Genomic DNA, 19,334 nt, shown 5'->3' with positions numbered 1-19,334 from the left:
ACGAGATGATCTTTGAAGACGGACCCTAGCTCAGAGTGGTACCGGTGCGGGACCCCAGCCGTTCCCACGGGGTGATGATGGGCGGTCGCGGACCGGATGCCGGTCCCGACCAGTGCCTCGCGAGCTCGGCGTAGAGGGGCGACGCGTCCAGCAGGGCCTCGTGTGTACCTACCAGCGGCCGATCGCCGTCGAGCAGGACGATCCGGTCGGCGCGCGCGGCGGAACTGAGGCGGTGGGCGACGATGACCAGGGTGGTGTCGGCGCGGTCGGCGAAGGCCTCCTCGACGCGTGCCTCCGCCTCCGCGTCGAGGGAGGACGTGGCCTCATCGAGGAGGACCACCCGGGCGGGCGAGAGGTAGACGCGGGCGAGTGCGATCAGCTGCCTTTCACCCGCGGACAGGGACTGCGATCTCTGGGTGAGCGAAGCGTCGAGTCCGCCGGCCGCGGCCACGACGGGTGCGAGGCCCAGCAGTTCGATGCAGTGGGCCAGCGAGCGCGGATCTGCCTCGGGCGCCAGATAGAGGAGGTTCTCGCGGAGCGTGCCGGGTGCGACCCAGGCCTCCTGCGGAATGACCGCTATCTCACGGCGCAGTTGGGCGGGGGCGATGTCCTCCAGCGGCACACCGCCGTAGCGCACGGTTCCGGAGTCCGCCTGGCGCAGCCCGCCGAGGAGATCGACCAGCGTCGACTTGCCGATGCCGCTCGGCCCCACGAGGGCGAGGTGCTCGCCGTGCGGGATGATCAGATTCAGGTCCCGTACCACGGGCGTGGCCGTCGCACTGTAGGCGAACGTGATCGCACTGAGCTTGATGTCCGATCCGGACGGCAGTGCCTCCGGGCGGCGTGTGGGGGGGCACGGCCGTGAGCGGACCGTCGGCGATAGCCTCCTGCAAGCGATGTGCTGCCACGCCGAGTTGGAGACCCCAGGCGCCCAGTAGGCTGGTGACGGCACGCAGGGCGGGCTCGATGCCGGCGGTCAGGCATGCCGTGGCGCTGACAAGTTCGCCGACGGTGAGCAGGTCGCGGCGGACGAGCCACGGCGCCGATGCCAGCAGGGCGAGCAGCGGCAGATGGCAGCCGACCATGATCACGGCGATCCGAATTGCGTCCGTCCGGGCTGCGGCGCGGGTCGCCCGGGCATGCCGCTCAGCTGCGTACACCACGTCCGCCGCCGCCCGCTCGTACGCGCCGGCGGCGGCGATGTCACGGACGCCAGCCACCATGGTCCCTGCCTGCCAGGACACCGCCTCGTCGGCCAGGAAGACCGCGTAACGGCGCCGTGCCATGGCAGGTATGGCTTTGCAGAAGGCCAAGACGGCGATCAGCAGCGTCGGTCCCACGATCAGACCGACCACGGGCGCCACGGTCAGCGCCCCGGCGAGGGCGCCGACCACGGTCAGCGCCATCCGCAGCACCGAGCGCAGCAGTGCGGAGGTCAGTGCCCGTACGGTGTCGATGTGCCCGGTCAGCTGCGCGACGGCGGATGCGTCGAAGGTCCGTGGGGCGGCGACCGCCCGGCGGACCGTGGCGGTCACCAGACGCCGGGTGAGGCCGTCACGCAAAGGCTCGACGACATCGCAGAGCGGGGCGAACACCGCCCTCGCCGCAGCGGCCTTGCAGACCAGCGCCACTCCCAGGACCGCGAGCCAGGCGGCGCCTGCTACGGGCCGCTGCGCCAGGAACCCGTCGTCCAGGGCGCGGGCCACGACGAAGCCGGTGACCAGTGCGGGCAGCGCCTCCAGCCCGCTCCATGCCGTCAGCCGCAGCAGAGCCCCACGACGGCCACGGATCTCCTCCCACAACAGTCGCCAGCCCTTGCCGCCCCGTGCCCGGTCACTCATGGTCTTCCTCTTCCGTCTGCGTCGGCACGTCGTGGGCGGGCCCGTCGCTGTTGGCATCCATTCCTCCGGCGAAGACCGCCCGGTAGGCAGGCACCGCCCACAGGCGGCTGTGGGGCGCGACCGCCCGTATCTGTCGTCCTGCAGCCAACCCACGGTGTCGGCACGGGCGGCGGTGGCGGCGCGGTGGGTTATGACGATCTGTGTCCCATCCGTGCGGAGCGCACGGCCCACTAGCAGCTCGGTGACCGTGTCCAGGTGGGAGGTTGCGTCGTCGAGGACGAGGACGCGTGCGCCTGCCATGCGCGCGGCGGCCCGGGCCAGGCCGAGGCGCTGTCGCTCGCCGCCGGAGAGGGCCAGCCCCGTCAGGGCTGTCCCATATCCGTCCGGGAGCCGTTCGATGAAGTTGTCGGCGCAGGCCGCTCGAGCGGCGGACTCGGCACGCCCGGCGGCGCCCGGAGCCAGGCCGTAGGTGATGTCGTCACGGACGGTGCGTCCCAGAGGCTCGGGCCGAGCGAAGGCGTAGACGACTGCCCGGCTCCGTGCGTCGGGTGCGAGGGTGCGGACCGGGACGCCGTCGAGCAGTACGTCGCCGGAGTCCGGCGTCAGCAGGTGTCCCACGACGGCGGCCAGCGCGGACTTTCCCGCACCAGAGTGCCCCACGACGGCCACCTTGGCCCCCCCCGCGATGTCGAGGCCGACCACGTCCAGCACACGACGGTCCCCACTTGTGACAGTGACGGACCGGAAAGACAGGGCGCCGGGTCCGGCCACGGGCACCGCGTCACCGACAGCCGGGGGGGTTGAGGGCCAGGACCTCGGCCAGGCGAAGTGCCCCGGCACGGACCCGCGCCATGCGCGCTAGGTGTACTCGGCCGGGAGGTTGGTGACACGCCTGCTGCCGGTTGTTGATCATGGGTGGACCTCCGGGCGTAGTGGAGATTGCCGTCTTCACTCACCTCGGAGGTCCTGGTGGCCCACGCTAATGCCCGGCTGACCTTTCACGGCAGATGCCTGCTGGTGCGTCGCGTTGTCTTCGACCGGCGTCCGGTCGCGCATGTCGCCAAGGAACTGGGCGTCTCCCGGCAATGTGCTCACCGCTGGGTCAACCGCTACCGGGCCGAGGGCTGGCCGGGGCTGCACGACCGCTCCAGCCGCCCGCACTCCTGCCCACGGCGCACCCCGGCCGAGGTCGAGGACCGCGTCCTTGAGACCCGCCGGCGCCTGCGCCGGGGACCCGAGCAGATCAGCGAGGCCACCGGGGTTGCGGCCCGGACCGTGACCCGGATCCTGCGCCGACACCACATGCCGCCGCTGGCGGCGTGCGACCCGCTGACCGGGCAGGTGATCCGGGCGGTGCGCAAAAGCGCCGCCCGCTACGAGTACGGCCGCCCCGGCGGCCTGGTCCCCCTGGACGTCAAGAAGCTCGGAAAGATCCCCGACGGCGGCGGCTGGCGGGCCCACGGCCGCAGCGAAGACGTCCGCGGCCGCGGCATCGGCTACGACTACGTGCACGCCGCCGTCGACGATCACTCCCGCCTGGCCTACGCCGAGATCCTGACCGACGAAAAGGGCACCACCTGCGCTGCGTTCCTCACCCGCGCGGCCGCGTTCTTCGCCGGCCACGGCATCGCCCGCATCGAACGGGTGATGACCGACAACACCAGGAACTACCGCACCTCCGGCGCATTCCGGGATGCCTGCCCAACCCTGGGCGCCAGACAGAGGTTCACCCGGCCCCACTGCCCCTGGACCAACGGCAAGGCCGAACGCTTCAACCGCACCCTGCAGGCCGAGTGGGCCTACCACCAGGTCTTCGCCAGCAACACCGAACGCGCCGACGCACTCGCGCCCTGGCTGCGCTTCTACAACACTGGCCGCCGACACACCGCGCTCGGCGGCCAGCCACCGATCAGCCGACTGTCACCAAAGTCATGACCGAGTACACCTAAAGCGTGTTGCACAAGGCCGTGAGCTGGGCATCTCCCGGGTATGGCCGGGGTGTTAAGGGCTGACCGAGTGTGGGTGGAGACATTCACCGGGCTGCGAGTGGCGCAGTTTGCGGGTCTGTTGAAGGTGGTGCGGGAGCGGGGCGGTGATGGCACCTTGCGGGGCCGGCCGTGGTCCCTGCCGCTGGCCGAGCGGGTCCTGCTGGTCGCGGTGTACTACCGCACGAACCTGACCATGCGGCAGCTGGGTCCGCTGTTCGGGGTGTCCTCCTCCACGGTGTGCCGGGTCATCCAGCGACTGGGGCCACTGCTCGCGCTCGAGCCCATGACCCGCCCGGCCGACGGCCCGGACCGGTTGTGGATCGTGGACGGCACGCTGGTCCCGGTGCGGGACCGGAGCGTGGGCGCCTCCAGCCGTAGCTACCGGTTCTCGGCAAACGTGCAGGTCGTCGTGGACGCGGACACCCGGCTGGTGGTGGCGGCGTCCCGCCCGCTGCCGGGCACCACCGCGGACGCGCATGCCTGGCGGCGCTCCGGCCTGGCCCCCCACTGCGAGGGCGTGACGGTGCTTGGCGACGGCGCCTACCTCAACACCGGGCTGATCGTGCCGCACCGTAAACGGCCCGGACGGCCGTTACTGAAGGGCGAGGAGGAAGACAACGCCGAGCACCGCAAGGTCCGAGCTCGCGTGGAGCACGTGATCGGAAGGATGAAGAACTACAAGATCCTGCGCGACTGCCGGCAGCGCGGCAACGGCCTCCACCACGCCGTCCAAGCCGTCGCCCGCATGCATAACCTCGCCCTCGCCGCATGATCACACACGCCAACAAGGCCAGCTCAGACTGCCTGATCACGGCCTTGTGCAACACGCTTTAGAGGTTGTCCCGTAACCGGTGGGGCGGTTGGTGCGTTGGCTGGGCATGGGTGGGGTGATCTCAGCGGATGATCCGAAGTGGATCGAGCCGTTCTCCGGGCTGACCGAGTCGCAGTTCACCAGGCTGGTGGCGCTGGTGCGGCGTCGCGGTGGTGACGTTCAGCGCGGCCGTCCCTGGCGGCTGCCGCTGGAGAACCGGGTGTTGCTGGTGGCGACGTACTGGCGCACGAACCTGACGTTGCGGCAGGTGGCGCCGTTGTTCGGGGTCTCGAAGTCTGCGGCCGACCGCATCCTCGATCACCTGGCGCCCCTGCTGGCCATCTCGCCGGCCCGCCGGCCGCGCAAAGACACCGTCTACATCGTCGACGGCACCCTCGTGCCCACCCGTGACCGCAGCATGGCCGCCTCCAGCAAGAACTATCGGTACTCGACGAACGTGCAAGTCGTGATCGACGCCAACAGCCGCCTGGTGGTGGCGATCGGCCTGCCGCTGCCCGGCAGCCGCAACGACTGCCGGGCCTTCACGGAGTCCGGCGTCGACCGGGCCTGCCGCGGCGCACCGACCATCGCCGACGGCGGCTACCAAGGAACTGGCCTGCTCATCCCGCACCGCAAACGACGAGGTCAGACGCACCTCAGCCCACAGCAGGAAGCGGAGAACGCCGTCCACCGCCGGGCGCGAGCCCGGGTGGAACACGCCCTGTCGCGGTTGAAGAACTGGAAGATCCTGCGGGACTGCCAGCTCAAGGGCAACGGCGTTCACCAAGCCATGCTCGGCATCGCCCGACTCCACAACCTGGCCCTCACCGGATAACCCACGCCCCATACGGGACAACCTCTAGGGATCTTTAACGGCTGAGGTTACGGCGGTTGGAGGTCGAGCCCCGTCCTGGCGATGAGACCCTCGATGAGGCGGGGGCGGTACTGCATCCGTTTCAGCCGCGTCTTCACCAACGCGGTGAGCTGGTCGAGGCTGTGTTTCGTGACGTTGGCCAGCGATCTCTTCAGGTGCGACCACACGCCCTCGACGGGGTTGAGCTCGGGAGCGTACGCCGGTAGTTGGAAGACAGTCAGCCATAATCGGGCCGCGATCAGCTCCCGCATGGTGCGGCTGACGTGCGTGTTCAGATGGTCCCAGACCAGGACGAGGGCCGCCGAGCTGCTGGTGTGCGGCATCGAGCAGGCGGGCGTAGTCGGTCTCGGCGAAGCGCTTGCGCCGGCCCTTGGCGGGGCCGCGGTCGAGGTGGATGCGGTAGATCAGCCGTGGCCGATGGCCGGTTTTGGTGCAGATCAGCGCCGTCATGGAGACACGTTTGGTGCCTGCGGCGGTGACCCGCACTACCGGGGTGTGGCCCCGGCGGCCCCAGGTGCGGCCCTTGGGCGGCCTCAGGTGCGGCCCTTGGGCGGCCTCAGGCCCTGGCCGGCTTCGTCCTCGAAGCAGAGCCAGGCGCCCAAGTCCGCCGCCCTCTTTTTATGACGGGCCACTGCTCGTCCTTCCAGGCGGCGATCTTCGCCTCGTCCCGCTCGGTGGCCTTGCGGGAGGGGACCTGCACGCTCCAGCCGATGCGGTGAAGCAGCAGGTCCAGCCCGGCCAGGGTGTACTCGACGCCGAACCGGCGGCGCACGACCTCGGCGATCCGGGCCAGCGTCCAGCACTGGTCACTCCAGCCTGAGGCGGCCGGGCCGGCATCCAACACCGTCTCCAGAACGCGCAGTTGTCCCGCGTCGAGCTTGCAGCGAGCGCCGCCGGGGCCCTTGAAGGCCAGGGCCTGCCGACCGCCTGAAGCCAACGCCCGCCGCCAGCGATTCGCCGACATCCGGGTAACCCTGAACCGTCGGGCTACCTCCCGGTCACTGGCCCCGGCCTCGATCAGCTCAGCGGCCTCGAGCCGGACTTGCTCACGCCGAGCCCGTTCCTCCGCTGTCAATCTACCGCCATCGGGATACCTCATCCTCCCGGCATAGCGCGGCCCACGACAGCCGTCACGGCCCGACGTAACCCGCACCCCGCCCACACCATCGCCCGCCACCGCACCCCCACCGGCCTCGACGTCGACAACACCAACGAAGTCCTCTACCGCGACTGGATCCACATCGAACACACCGCCGGCAACCACCAAGGCCTGCACACCGCCATCACCCGCCTCCAACACACCAACCGCACCCTCAACTGCCCCCTCCAACCCGAAACCGAACAACTCATCCACCACCTCCTCAACACCCCCAGCACCAGCCCCCACCCCCCACACCAACCATGAACACCCCACCCGCCACCACACCCCACGCCCCACACCCGCCCGGCACGCCAGCCACCCCCGACGGCCAGGTGCCACCGCGCCCACACACCCCCACCACGCGCCCAGCCACCAGCAGTGCCGACACCCGCACCCCCCAGCCCACCCGCGCCCACCAAGCACTGACCGGCCTGATCACCGCCGGTGCCGTCCTCATCGCAGCCATCGGCTTCACCGGCTCCTACACCGCCGTCCGCGAACTCGCCGCCCACCAGGGCTTCGGGGCCTTCAGCTACCTCTTCCCCATCGGCATCGACGCCGGCATCCTGATCCTCCTCGCCCTCGACCTGCTGCTCACCCAGCTGCGCATCCCCTACCCGCTGCTGCGCCACACAGCCTGGCTCCTCACCACAGCGACGATCGCCTTCAACGCCGCGGCCGCCTGGCCCGACCCACTGGGTGTGGGCATGCATGCAGTGATCCCGGTCCTGTTCGTGGTGGTCGTCGAGGCCGCCCGTCACGCTGCCGGCCGCATCGCCGACATCACCACCGACCAACACATCGAAAGCGTCCGCCTCACCCGCTGGCTCCTCAGCCCCATCCCCACCCTCCTGCTGTGGCGGCGCATGAAACTGTGGGAACTGCCCTCCTACCACCACGCCCTCACACTCGAACAAGACCGCCTCGTCTACCAGGCACGGCTACGCACCCGATACGGCCGCACCTGGCGACGAAAGGCGCCCCTCCAGGCACTGATGCCCCTACGCCTCACGCGCTACGGCATCCCCCTCGCCACAACCGTACGAGCAGACCTCACAGCAACCGGCATCACACCGACACCGACTCCAACAACCCCGCCACAGCCGCCCAAGACGACTCCAGCACCACAGACAACCGCCCCAGCGGAACCCGCCGCGCACAACCCCACCACTGAAGCGATGCCCGCCCCACCAGAGCCTGCACCGTCCACCGAACACCACCTCCAACCCCGCTACCGCAACCGTCCCGCACCACCAGACAAGGCCGCGACATCCCACCAGGAGGACAACCCTTTCCCAGCAGCGCACCCCCAGCACGAGCCCCGCGTCAGCCGCAACACCCCCGTACACGGCCGGCAACACGAGGCGCGCGACCATCGACACCGCGGCCGGCCCCAACCACACCAACCCAACCGGCCCCACCACCACTCAACAGAAGACGCCGACACCCCGCCCCCACCACACACCGACCACCCAACCCCACAACCCCCCAGCACCACACAGCGCGAAACCCACCGCGCAACGCCAGCACCGACTCTCACGGCCGCCGACCACTACTACCTCGCCTGGCACACCTTCCAGCAACAGCACGGCAGACCACCCGATGCCGCCGAACTCTCCACCCACCTCGCCACCCGCGGCATCCTCGGCGCAGAAGACCAACCCATCAAACCCAAAGCCCTCGCCCGCTACCTTCTCCAATTCCGCATCTACACCATCTGGGCCCAGCACAGAGCCCTCAGCGACCACCCCCCACTCGAACACGTCATCAAAGACCTCACCCACCACGGCATCACCGGCCAATACAACAAACCCCTCCGCACACCCGACATCACCAAACACCTCACCCGCTTCGAACACCGCTGGCACACCCTCAACCACACCCACCCACCCCACACCCAGCCCCTCAACCAGCCCCACTCCAACGCAGGCGAACCAGACCTCGGTTCGGGCAACGACACATGACACCCAGCACGGCCGCACCGCCCACCCCGACCGAAGACGCGTCACACCGTGAGACCTTGCCAACTCGCCAGCATCACTGACGTGGTTCGCCCCCGGGTGAAGCCGGGCGGAGGCGCCGGGGGCAGGATGACCGGGTGACCCTGATGGTTGAGATCCATGTGCCGCTGCTGCCGACACCCGGCCTGGCAGATGCGCCAAAGGACGCACACAGATCGGCGACACCCACGGTCCGCGTCGGCGAGGCTGCTTCCTACTCTCCACAGCAAAGGCGCACCACGCCACGTGGACAGAGACAACGACCCAGTGAACCTTTGTCTGCAGGGCAGTTACCAAACGCGCTATGCGGCGCCGCACCACTACTGCCGACTCCGCAGACTCGACCCGCTGCACGAGGAATGGACCAAAGCCCGCCGCTGCACACCAGACGATGCAAGACCGCAGATGCGAAAGACCGGGAGCCGGTCTTCGGTGTCAGGCCGCGAATCCGATGGTGGTGACGTACTCGTACTGGCCCCATTCGGAGCCAAGGTCCACCGTCGCGTCGCTGATCCAGGCGTCGTCCAGGGCCTCGTAGTCGTCGTGGGCCCACGCCTGGACGATCCGGTCCCAGTGACGGACATTCAGCGTGCGGAACGACACGGCGCGCTGGCGGGGCCGGTCAACCTGGGACTGGTTGAGCGGGTGGAACTCCACCCGGGTGCCGCGGCCCTCACGGTTAAGGCGGGCGAGCAGGTACCTGGCGACGTTGTGGCGGCGGACCGTACGGTAGGCGGTCTCGATGGTCTGCAGATTCTTCCTCGACGGGCTGCGCCTGCCGGTAAGCCATGCCCTGAGCGTGCGGTCAGTGACGGTCAGGCCGGCCTCGCGGGCCGCCTGGCGGGCGTGGTCGGTGCGGGTGAGGTAGTGCAGACGAGCCAGCAGCCCGCGGCGCTGGGTGACCGGCGTGGCGACGAAGCCGGCGAGCGCATCGAGCTGACGGGCCACGGCCTCATGGCCCTTCAGGCCACGGGCCCCATATTTCCCGAAATCGAGGGTGCGCTCCGGCACGGCAATTCTCTTCCACGGTGGCATGCGCTGCTTTTGCGGCGAGCATCAGATTACAGCAGGTCCCCTTGGCGAGATCATGAGTTGCCGTCACGCACGCACCGGTTTTGACCTGCTGCTTCGCGGGCGTGCAGGAATGCGGGATGTACTCACACCCGGCAAGCGCGGCGGCGCGTCCGGCGCTTCCGTGACTGGCGGACCAGCACCGGCCCAAGCGAAGCCGTCACCGTCGTCACCCCGCTCATGGTGTGGGGCCGGCATGCCCGCACTCCTCCTGGCGCCCGCCGCGACCGGCCCGCACATCCCCGTCGACGGTCACGCACTTCCCCAGCAGGAGCGCCCCACCTTTCCCCGCCCAACCGTTCGACGCCTTTTGACGTTTGGCGTCCGGATCAATGGACCACAGCGTCATCATCGTTCTATGACTGCACTCAGCCTTGCCCAGCGACTCGCCGGCCGCATTCAGCACCTCCTCGGCGACGGCCCGTTTCGCCATCCTGGCGGATGGACCCACATGGGCGCTGTCATCAGCGACGCCAGCTTCCACGCACGCTGCACGTACGAGGCGACCCTCCGACCGCGGCTTCTCCGGCTTCAAGCAGACTGGCCCGATGCGACAACGGTCCGCGGTTTCCAGGGACGGCTCGCAGTAGAAGACCTTGCCGTGGCCATGAACTTCAATGACTCACGGAAGGTGGCGACGGCCCACGCCATCACCGACCTGCTGGCTGCCAACGGCGTCGACACCCGCGATGATCTCCACGCGTGGCTCGACCACCCGGCCAATCGCGCCGCGCTGCGCAAATGACGTCAATGGCCGCAGCGGTCCTCACCCTGGAGCGGCAACGCTGAAAGACCTCAGTGAACCTCTTTCATCTTGGGCTGTCGGGTGAACCAGGCTGGTCAGGGACGGTGACGTGGCGAAGCCCCTCGTCGTTGGTGTGGTGATCTCACTCAACACGCCGACGGCCGGGGGGCTTCGCTGGTTCCGTATCCTTCCACGCTCGATGTCCGGCACGAGCTGGTCGAGCATGTCTCATGGCTCATCTACGCCCGAAGGTGTGAACGCCACACTCGCTGGCGCAAGTTGAGCTGCTTCCGTCAGGCACAGCTCGCCGTTGCCCACCTGCGCAAGAACGAGACGCTCGCCCAGCTCAGCGCAGGGTTCGGCGTCTCCGAAGCGACGGCCTGGCGGTACGTGGACGAGACGGTCGACGTCCTCGCCGCCTGGGCGCCCGGCCTGCGCGAGGCCCTGACCGGCCGCGGCGAGGACGACTTCGTGATCCTGGACGGCACTCTGATCCCCACCGACCGGGTCGCGGCGGACGAGCCGTACTACTCCCAAAAGCACAAGAAGCACGGCATGAACGTGCAGGTCGTCGCCGCACCCGACGGCACGCCCCTGTGGTTCTCGCGGGCCCTGCCCGGACGCACCCACGACCTGACCGCCGCCCGTGCTCACGGTGATCGAGAACTGCCACACGCGAGAGATCCTCGTCCTGGCCGACCGCGCCTACCAGGGCGCCGGCGCTACCGTCCGCACCCCCTACTACCACCACCACGAACTGCCCGATCACTACCAGCAGTACAACCGGGACCACGCCCGACTACGCGCCCCTGGCGAACGCGCCTTCGCACAGCTGAAAACCTGGCGCCTCCTTCGTCAAGCCCGATGCTCGACCAACCGCATCGGACGCATCGTAGCCGCCGTCCACACCCTCCTGATCTGCGGATACGGAGGAGAAAGAGGTTCAGTAAGCCCTCATCTCATTTGGAACGGTAGCCTGTCGGTCGTGGTTTCGATGATCCCGCTGGTGAAGGGGATACCGCCGATCCGCTCCCGGAGCGGACGACGACGGCGCAGACCGGAAAAGCTCGACGACCAGCTTCGGCGATGGTTACGCGGGCGGCATCAGGCACCGCATCGCCCGCAAGGGCATCGAGTCCTCGACCCGTCTGGGCCACCATCGCTAGACTATAGAACGCACGATGGTCCTGGCTCGCCGGATGCCGCAGACTGCACCACCGCTACGAGCGTAAAGCCGAGCATTTCCTGGCCTTCACGAACATCGCCTGCACCCTCATCTGCTACCGCAGACTCATCAAATGAGATGACGTCTTTAGAGCGTGTCCTACGTGGTGAGGCATCGTTGGTCCAGGCATGGGGCGGGGTACGTGGAGTTGGATTGTTCCGGACGGGCTGTGGGAGATCGCGAAGCCGCTGATCCCTCCGCCGAAGGTGCGGCCGCAGGGCGGCGGTACGCAGGACACACCTGATGAAACGCTGTTCGCGGCCATCATCTATGTGCTGGTCAGCGGCTGTGCCTGGCGTCAACTGCCGCCCTGTTTCGGCATATCGAAGTCGACGGCGCATCGCCGGTTTCTGATCTGGTCGAGAGCCGGCGTCTGGGGGCGCCTACACGAAGCGGTCCTGCATCAGCTCGATGACGCCGGCCTCATCGACGTCACCCGCGTCGTCCTCGACACCGCCCATGTCAGGGCCAAAAAGGGGGCGAACACACAGGTCCGAGCCCCGTGGACCGGGGCAAGCCGGGTTCCAAGATGCACATCCTGTCGGACGCGAACGGCCTGCCCCTCCTCGTCGGCGTCTCGGCCGCCAACACCCACGACAGCGAAGGGTTGAAGCCCATGATCGAGGGTCACCAAACGAGACACGACCCTCACAATGGCAGGTACTTCAAGCCCCAGCGCCTGCACGCGGACAAAGCCTACGACCGTGCCGACCTGCGCAGATGGCTCCGATGGAAGCGGATCGGAGTACGCATTGCCCGCAAGGGGATCGAGTCCAGCGAACGATTAGGGCGACGCCGCTGGGTCATCGAGCGAACCATGTCCTGGCTGTCCGGCTACCGCCGACTCAACCCCCGCTACGAGCGCCATCCCCGCAACTACCTGGCCTTTCTCGGACTCGCAGCCGCCCTGTGCTGCTACAAGCGCCTCGTCCGCCTCACCACGTAGGACACGCTCTTAGAGCGTGTCCTACGTGGTGAGGCATCGTTGGTCCAGGCATGGGGCGGGGTACGTGGAGTTGGATTGTTCCGGACGGGCTGTGGGAGATCGCGAAGCCGCTGATCCCTCCGCCGAAGGTGCGGCCGCAGGGCGGCGGTACGCAGGACACACCTGATGAAACGCTGTTCGCGGCCATCATCTATGTGCTGGTCAGCGGCTGTGCCTGGCGTCAACTGCCGCCCTGTTTCGGCATAGAAGTCGACGGCGCATCGCCGGTTCCTGATCTGGTCGAGAGCCGGCGTCTGGGGGCGCCTACACGAAGCGGTCCTGCATCAGCTCGATGACGCCGGCCTCATCGACGTCACCCGCGTCGTCCTCGACACCGCCCATGTCAGGGCCAAAAAGGGGGCGAACACACAGGTCCGAGCCCCGTGGACCGGGGTAAGCCGGGTTCCAAGATGCACGTCCTGTCGGACGCGAACGGACTGCCCCTTCTCGTCGGCGTCGTCGGCCGGCAACACCCACGACAGCGAAGGGCTCAAGCCCATGATCGAGGGTCACCAAACGATTCCCAATGAGGTTGTCAAGCCTGGCTGGTGACGTTCTGTGAGCGTCAGCCCAGTGCGGCAGGGGCCGGGGGCTTTGTGATCTCGAAGGTGCGGCCATCGCGTATGAGGGCCCATATGACGTTCAGGCGTCGTCGTGCGAGGGCGATGATGGCCTGCTTGTGGTTTTTGCCTTCGGCCCTCTTTCGCTCGTAGAACGCTTTTGAGACGGGGCAGCACCGGGCGGCGACCATAGCCGACATGTAGAAGACGCGCAGCAGCCTTCGGCAGTAGCGTCGAGGGCGGCGCATGTTCCCGTTGATTCGTCCCGAGTCCTTTGGGACCGGGGCCAGGCCGGCGACACCGGCGAGGCGGTCGGAACTCCCGAAGACGCTCATGTCTCCGCCTGTGTGGGCGATGAATTCGGCACCCAGGACGGAGCCGATGCCGGGCATGCTCAAGATGGCTTCGGCGTGTGGGTGGTCGCGGAGCCGGCTCTCGATCAGGGCGTCGGTCTCGGCGATCTCGGCATCGAGGGCCGTCACCTCCCGCGCCAGCTTGGCCACCACTGAGGCGGCCACCTTCTCTCCAGCCACGGCGGTGTGCTGGGCCTCGGCGGCGTCGACTGCGGTGGCAGCAACCAGCTGGGAGTTACGGACCTTGCGGTTCTTCAACCAGGTCGCGAGCCGGTTCTTCCCGATCCGGCGCAGGGCGGCGGGGGTCTGGTAGGCCGTCAACAGCACCAAGGATGCCTTTGATTCCTTGTAGTCGAAGGCCCGCTCCAGGGCCGGGAAATACTCCAGCATCTGGGCCCGCAGCCGGTTGATGGCTCTCGTGCGGTCTGCTGCCAGGTCCAAGCGACGCGAGGTAAGAAATCGCAGGTCGACGGCGATGTCGTCGCCGCGGTGCACCGGTTGAAGGTCACATCGCATGCGCGCCTGATCTGCAATAACGAAGGCATCCTTCGCGTCCGTCTTCCCATCACCCCGGTAGGAGCCGGAGGCGTGGTGGACGGTGCGGCCGGGGATGTAGAGAACCTTCTGACCGTTGTCGGTCAGCAGCGCGATCATCAGGGCAGCACCGCCGGCGTTAAGGTCGATCGCCCACGTCACCGGCTCACCGTCGCTCAAATCCAACACATCGCTGATCCAGTTGGACCAATGCAGCAGCCTGGCTGCGGTCTTGACCGCTGCGCTGAACACGACGGGGAGTAGATGGCGGATCTCCGGGACGGTCAGCGTGATGCGGTCGATGCTGCGGGGTAGGGTCGCGCGGATCGGCGGGCTGGTCCGCACCCGCGCTGGCTGCGACGGCTGCCAGGAAAGCCAGGGCGAGCATGGTGTGACGGTGCCATGAGGTCCAGTGTCCCAGCCGGTCCTGATGCAAGATCGAAAAACCAGACTGGAGTACTAGGGTCCGTCTTCAAAGATCGTCGGGTGGTGGATCATGGTCGGGTGATACGTCGCCATGAACTCAGCGATCGTGAGTGGGAGTTACTGGCTCCGCTGATACCCCGGGCCGCCACGGGTCGGCCGCGCGTGGAGGACCGGCAGGTCATCAACGGGATGGTCTACAAGATCCGTACTGGGATCTCGTGGCGGGACCTGCCGGAACGCTACGGCCCGTGGAAGACGGTCTACACCCGCTTCCGCCGCTACGCGCTCGACGGCGTGTTCACCCGCGCTCTGCAGCAGATCCAAGCCCAGGCCGATGCTGCCGGAGACATCGACTGGCTGGTGCAGATCGACTCCACCATCGTCCGCGCTCACCAACACGCCGCCGCCACCGGCCGAAAAGGGGGAGGTACCGGCAGGACGAACCGGACGATCACGCCCTCGGCCGATCCCGAGGCGGACTGACGACCAAGATCCACCTCGCCTGCGACGGCCGCGGGCGTCCCCTGGCGATCCTCCTGACGCCGGGCCAACGTCACGACAGCATCTGCGCACGTCCCGTGCTGGAACGGATCCGCGTCCCCCGCATCGGTCTTGGCCGGCCACGCTGCCGGCCCGACCAGGTCATCGCGGACAAGGCCTACAGCTCCCGCGGCCTCCGTGCCTACCTGCGCAGGCGCGGCATCGCACACACCATCCCTGAGAAGACCGACCAGCAAAGGCACCGTCACAACCGCGGCAACCGCGGCGGGCGGCCGCCAGGGTTCGACCGGCAGACCTACCGCCGACGCAACACCATCGAACGCTGCTTCAACCGACTCAAGGGCTTCCGCGGCATCGCCACGAGATACGAGAAGACTGCCACCTCCTACGAAGCGGCGGTCACACTCGCCTCGTTCCTGCTCTGGGCAAGATCCGTTTGAAGACGGACCCTAGGACGGTCGAGGCTTCGAAGCCCACCTGCCCTGGGGAGGACGAATCGCGTGTCCGGCCAGCTCAGGACACCTCGCCCCGCCGGGCTTACAGTCGTTAGTAAGAGGCGTTCCGCCTCACTCCGTCATCGTCATCGCGGACCACGGGCGGGGTGCGGGACTTCGCACGGCCGGCCGGCACGGCCAACGGGGGATCAGCCTCGCCGTCCGGCCTTGAGTGCAGGGATCCGATGCGCCATGGCTGACGTGAAGGTCGTGTGGACAGGGCTTGAGTGCCAAGTCAGGCAAGAGAAGGAAGACGATATCTTCGGCAGCGTTCAGGTGATCGCCGGGATGACTCCGCAGCCGCCACTGAAGTTCCCGGAGAGCGGCACGCTGCAGTTCGGGCCTCCGGGGCTGAGGATCTTCAGCGCCCAGCGCCTGCTGTACTCCGGACCGGCGCAGGATCTCACCGTGTCACTCGCGCTCGTGCAGCACGACTCTGGTGACGTGGAGCAGGAGAAGCAGGCCGTCGCCCAGGCCATCTCCGCCGCAGCGACCGCGGCCATCGCCAAGGCGACCGGCGGGGCGGGCGGCTTGATCAAGCCTTTCATCGACCTCGTGGCCGAAGCCCTGGTCGACTTCTTCAGCCAACTCCTTGGCCTTGCCGACAACCCGTTCAACCCGGCGGCCGTCTTCATCCCGAAGGACAGGCTGTTGGATGCAAACAGCCGGCGCCAGATCCGGCAGCGTACCGACGATCCGCGCGTACTGCAGTTCACCGACCAACTCGCCTGTAGCGGCACGGACGATGACGGAGACCTGGGGGTCTACGCGCTGTACCTGGACGTTCAGCCATCAGGACCCCCGGCGGAGGCATGCCCCCCGTGGACGACGGCATCGGCACACCCACACTGAGCAGGGGTTCGCAGGGAGCCGCAGTGAAGAAGCTCCAGCAACTGTTGAACGCCCATGTGCCGGACGTCCAGGCCCTTGCGGTCGATGGGGACTTCGGCTCCGTGACGGACGCTCGCGTCCGCGTGTACCAGCGCCGGGTCGAGATCGAGGTCGACGGCATCGTGGGTCCCCAGACCTGGGGCATGCTGACGGGCGGTGAGCTAGCGCAGGAGGGCGCGGCCGGGACGCCAACCCTGAGCAACGGCGCGCACGGCCCGGCGGTCCGCAAGCTCCAGAGGCTCCTGAACGCCCACGTGCCGGACCTCCAACCCCTCGCGGTCGATGGGGTCTTCGGCCCTGTCACGGAGAAACACGTCCGCAGGTTCCAGACCCGCCTCGCCATCGCCGTCGACGGCATCGTCGGCCCGCAGACGTGGGGCGCGCTCACACTATGACGCGCTAGGTGTGCTGTCCGGGCAGGTTGGTGACCCGGCTGGCTGGGGGTTGGCCGCCGATGCCGGTGTGGGGTCGTGGGGTCGGTGGTAGTTGTACCAGTCCAGCCAGTCGAGGAGCCGCTGATGAAGCCGCAGGTGGGGGCCGTGAGTTGCGCGCGCTCGCGTACTACACGGTCGGCTGGAAGCCGTTGATCGTGGCCTCGACCATGCGGGAGACTCGCTCGAGTTGGGCTCTGGTCGGCTCAGCGGGGACCTTGAGGTTCTGCCACACCACTACGAAATCGAGGTTCCGGTTGCTGTCGTGCACCTTCGCTGCCTCGGAAACAACTTTCTCGACGACACCGGCGCTATTGGGCTTGAGTGGGCCGATGCCGATCTTCGCGTGGGTGGCGGAAAGCCCGCCGTTCGGCCAAAGGAGTTCGCGGTGAAACCAGCTGCGGCCGCCGCCTGCAAGCATCTGGAGCAGATCCGTCGGGCGGCCGCTCTCCAGGCTGCCGTCAAACATCCGGGTAACAAGTCTCGCCATGTCCCCGGCCGTGGTCGCCTGGGCGACCTGTCCGTCGTTTGTGGACGCGATCCGCACGGGGGTCCATTGTCCCAGGTAGTCGCCGGCGAGCCAGATGCCCTGCTGGTTCGGTCGGAAGAAACCGTCGTCTCCGGCCTTGGCGTTCATGAAGCCGAACGCGACGCCGTGGATGCAGGCCGCCGCGGCGGCGTTCTGCTGCTGCAGGAGCATCCCCCTGAGCTGGGAGCGGTAGTCGAAAGTGAACTCGACGCCGGTCGGCCGACCCGCCGCATCGAGTTGCGGTTCGAGAACCGTCCGGTAGGCCGGCAAGATCTTGGTGTCGTCACTCCCGTGCTCGATCGTGATGTTGCTCGGGGTGGCGTTCTTGATCTTCTGGTCGAAGGCAGACGAGAGAGCAAGGAAGAAGGCGTCCGGCGACGGCGGCCCCTGTGCCAGGAGCAGTTGGCGGGAGAAGAAGCGGAGGGTGTGTGCCGCGTACATGGCGAGGAGTTTGACCAGACTGCCCGAGAAGTGAACCTCGTTGTGCCGGTGGCCCGCCCACGCGCGGTCGGTGTTCTCCAGAGCCACCACGGTGAGCGCGACCCGTTCGAGTGCGGTGCGATCCGCTCCGGACAGCCCGTTCATGAAACCGTTGAGCGCGTTCTGCATGCTCCGGTTACGGTCGGGGGCCCCCTCGGCCTGGAGGTTGTCGCCGTACGCCCCGGTGAACATCTCCATGATGATCGACCGTCCTTGGGAGGAGACGAACGCCGCGAAGACGGCGGCTCTACCAATGAGCATGTCGCTCCCTCCATGGTCGTACGTCACTCCACCGTCCTCAACTTCTACAGCGGTGCGCTTCCCCTCGTAGCGTGGAGACCCGATTTGGAGGGAAGGTTGGGTCGTTGGAGACAAGAGGCGCAAGCTTTGACCCGGAGTTCCGGGCGGGGGCTGTGCGTATCGTGAAGGAGACCGGTAAGCCGGTCGCGGAAGTGGCGCGGGATCTAGGGTCCGTCTTCAAACGGATCTTGCCCAGAGCAGGAACGAGGCGAGTGTGACCGCCGCTTCGTAGGAGGTGGCAGTCTTCTCGTATCTCGTGGCGATGCCGCGGAAGCCCTTGAGTCGGTTGAAGCAGCGTTCGATGGTGTTGCGTCGGCGGTAGGTCTGCCGGTCGAACCCTAGCGGCCGCCCGCCGCGGTTGCCGCGGTTGTGACGGTGCCTTTGCTGGTCGGTCTTCTCAGGGATGGTGTGTGCGATGCCGCGCCTGCGCAGGTAGGCACGGAGGCCGCGGGAGCTGTAGGCCTTGTCCGCGATGACCTGGTCGGGCCGGCAGCGTGGCCGGCCAAGACCGATGCGGGGGACGCGGATCCGTTCCAGCACGGGACGTGCGCAGATGCTGTCGTGACGTTGGCCCGGCGTCAGGAGGATCGCCAGGGGACGCCCGCGGCCGTCGCAGGCGAGGTGGATCTTGGTCGTCAGTCCGCCTCGGGATCGGCCGAGGGCGTGATCGTCCGGTTCGTCCTGCCGGTACCTCCCCCTTTTCGGCCGGTGGCGGCGGCGTGTTGGTGAGCGCGGACGATGGTGGAGTCGATCTGCACCAGCCAGTCGATGTCTCCGGCAGCATCGGCCTGGGCTTGGATCTGCTGCAGAGCGCGGGTGAACACGCCGTCGAGCGCGTAGCGGCGGAAGCGGGTGTAGACCGTCTTCCACGGGCCGTAGCGTTCCGGCAGGTCCCGCCACGAGATCCCAGTACGGATCTTGTAGACCATCCCGTTGATGACCTGCCGGTCCTCCACGCGCGGCCGACCCGTGGCGGCCCGGGGTATCAGCGGAGCCAGTAACTCCCACTCACGATCGCTGAGTTCATGGCGACGTATCACCCGACCATGATCCACCACCCGACGATCTTTGAAGACGGACCCTAGCAAGGAGGTGTGCAGGCGGTTTTGATCTAGCTCGGACCACAGGTACTCACCGGGTCGTTGAAGTCCGTG

15 protein-coding genes and 4 pseudogenes are annotated in these 19,334 nt (G+C 67.8%); 12 read left to right on the top strand and 7 right to left on the bottom strand.

The genetic code is table 11. From position 1 onward, the window contains the following. Window positions 1-25: 25 nt before the first annotated feature. Both ACQEV2_RS41445 and ACQEV2_RS41440 read right to left on the bottom strand, forming a co-directional pair. Window positions 26-697 (bottom strand): ATP-binding cassette domain-containing protein, encoded by a 672-nt coding sequence (locus ACQEV2_RS41445; RefSeq protein ID WP_433055213.1) that lies wholly within the window; start codon window positions 695-697, stop codon window positions 26-28. Continuing rightward, complete coding sequence (locus tag ACQEV2_RS41440; protein ID WP_433054034.1) at window positions 582-2,552, bottom strand: ATP-binding cassette domain-containing protein; 1,971 nt, start codon at window positions 2,550-2,552, stop codon at window positions 582-584. The genes ACQEV2_RS41445 and ACQEV2_RS41440 overlap by 116 nt, the downstream gene beginning before the upstream one ends. Window positions 2,553-2,810: 258 nt before the next feature. On the opposite strand from ACQEV2_RS41440, the gene ACQEV2_RS41435 reads away from it, so the two are divergent. From ACQEV2_RS41435 to ACQEV2_RS41425, 3 genes are all read left to right on the top strand, one after another. Continuing rightward, window positions 2,811-3,776 (top strand): IS481 family transposase, encoded by a 966-nt coding sequence (locus ACQEV2_RS41435; protein ID WP_433054031.1) that lies wholly within the window; start codon window positions 2,811-2,813, stop codon window positions 3,774-3,776. A gap of 54 nt (window positions 3,777-3,830) precedes the next feature. Then, window positions 3,831-4,601 (top strand): transposase family protein, encoded by a 771-nt coding sequence (locus ACQEV2_RS41430; protein WP_433054028.1) that lies wholly within the window; start codon window positions 3,831-3,833, stop codon window positions 4,599-4,601. A gap of 106 nt (window positions 4,602-4,707) precedes the next feature. Beyond that, window positions 4,708-5,475: a transposase gene (locus tag ACQEV2_RS41425; RefSeq protein WP_433054025.1), complete on the top strand. Its 768-nt coding sequence runs from the start codon at window positions 4,708-4,710 to the stop codon at window positions 5,473-5,475. A 47-nt stretch (window positions 5,476-5,522) separates the two neighbouring features. On the opposite strand, the pseudogene ACQEV2_RS41420 reads toward ACQEV2_RS41425, so the two are convergent. After that, window positions 5,523-6,613: pseudogene (locus tag ACQEV2_RS41420) on the bottom strand (IS630 family transposase). A 302-nt stretch (window positions 6,614-6,915) separates the two neighbouring features. On the opposite strand from ACQEV2_RS41420, the gene ACQEV2_RS41415 reads away from it, so the two are divergent. Beyond that, complete coding sequence (locus tag ACQEV2_RS41415; protein WP_433054022.1) at window positions 6,916-8,619, top strand: DUF2637 domain-containing protein; 1,704 nt, start codon at window positions 6,916-6,918, stop codon at window positions 8,617-8,619. Between the two features lie 471 nt (window positions 8,620-9,090). Here the strand turns inward: ACQEV2_RS41415 and ACQEV2_RS41410 are convergent, their stop codons facing one another. Beyond that, window positions 9,091-9,666, bottom strand: a complete 576-nt coding sequence (locus ACQEV2_RS41410) for a transcriptional regulator (RefSeq protein WP_433054019.1) — start codon at window positions 9,664-9,666, stop codon at window positions 9,091-9,093. Between the two features lie 418 nt (window positions 9,667-10,084). On the opposite strand from ACQEV2_RS41410, the gene ACQEV2_RS41405 reads away from it, so the two are divergent. The 5 genes and pseudogenes from ACQEV2_RS41405 to ACQEV2_RS41385 form a co-directional block, all read left to right on the top strand. Further along, complete coding sequence (locus tag ACQEV2_RS41405) at window positions 10,085-10,471, top strand: hypothetical protein (protein WP_433054016.1); 387 nt, start codon at window positions 10,085-10,087, stop codon at window positions 10,469-10,471. A 133-nt stretch (window positions 10,472-10,604) separates the two neighbouring features. Further along, window positions 10,605-11,405, top strand: a pseudogene (locus ACQEV2_RS41400) (transposase family protein); the annotation flags it as partial. A 57-nt stretch (window positions 11,406-11,462) separates the two neighbouring features. Then, window positions 11,463-11,773 (top strand): annotated as a pseudogene (locus ACQEV2_RS41395) (IS5/IS1182 family transposase); the annotation flags it as partial. 51 nt (window positions 11,774-11,824) lie between these two features. Continuing rightward, a protein-coding gene (locus ACQEV2_RS41390; protein WP_433054013.1) for an IS5 family transposase occupies window positions 11,825-12,642 on the top strand; the annotation gives its coding sequence in 2 pieces (ribosomal slippage) (window positions 11,825-12,167 and window positions 12,167-12,642; 819 coding nt in all). A gap of 50 nt (window positions 12,643-12,692) precedes the next feature. Then, window positions 12,693-13,200: pseudogene (locus ACQEV2_RS41385) on the top strand (IS5 family transposase); the annotation flags it as partial. A 46-nt stretch (window positions 13,201-13,246) separates the two neighbouring features. On the opposite strand, the gene ACQEV2_RS41380 reads toward ACQEV2_RS41385, so the two are convergent. Beyond that, window positions 13,247-14,380: an IS110 family transposase gene (locus ACQEV2_RS41380; protein ID WP_433055210.1), complete on the bottom strand. Its 1,134-nt coding sequence runs from the start codon at window positions 14,378-14,380 to the stop codon at window positions 13,247-13,249. Window positions 14,381-14,635: 255 nt separating this feature from the next. Here ACQEV2_RS41380 and ACQEV2_RS41375 point away from each other — a divergent pair. From ACQEV2_RS41375 to ACQEV2_RS41365, 3 genes are all read left to right on the top strand, one after another. Further along, a protein-coding gene (locus tag ACQEV2_RS41375; RefSeq protein ID WP_433055208.1) for an IS5 family transposase occupies window positions 14,636-15,495 on the top strand; the annotation gives its coding sequence in 2 pieces (ribosomal slippage) (window positions 14,636-15,002 and window positions 15,002-15,495; 861 coding nt in all). A 246-nt stretch (window positions 15,496-15,741) separates the two neighbouring features. After that, on the top strand, window positions 15,742-16,401 hold the full coding sequence (locus ACQEV2_RS41370; protein WP_433054010.1) for a hypothetical protein: 660 nt from the start codon (window positions 15,742-15,744) through the stop codon (window positions 16,399-16,401). Continuing rightward, the gene (locus ACQEV2_RS41365) at window positions 16,362-16,835 is read left to right on the top strand and encodes a peptidoglycan-binding domain-containing protein (protein ID WP_433054008.1); all 474 of its coding nucleotides are present in this window, start codon (window positions 16,362-16,364) and stop codon (window positions 16,833-16,835) included. Before ACQEV2_RS41370 ends, ACQEV2_RS41365 begins: the two co-directional genes overlap by 40 nt. Window positions 16,836-17,001: 166 nt before the next feature. Here the strand turns inward: ACQEV2_RS41365 and ACQEV2_RS41360 are convergent, their stop codons facing one another. Then, a complete protein-coding gene (locus ACQEV2_RS41360; protein WP_433054005.1) occupies window positions 17,002-18,078 on the bottom strand; it encodes a hypothetical protein in 1,077 nt (358 codons plus the stop codon). Between the two features lie 279 nt (window positions 18,079-18,357). Then, a protein-coding gene (locus tag ACQEV2_RS41355) for an IS5 family transposase (RefSeq protein WP_433055205.1) occupies window positions 18,358-19,217 on the bottom strand; the annotation gives its coding sequence in 2 pieces (ribosomal slippage) (window positions 18,358-18,851 and window positions 18,851-19,217; 861 coding nt in all). Window positions 19,218-19,334: the final 117 nt, after the last annotated feature.

Source organism: Streptomyces sp. CA-251387 (assembly GCF_050936625.1).
Taxonomy (GTDB): Bacteria; Actinomycetota; Actinomycetes; order Streptomycetales; family Streptomycetaceae; genus Streptomyces.
This window is presented reverse-complemented; position numbering and strand designations above follow the sequence as displayed.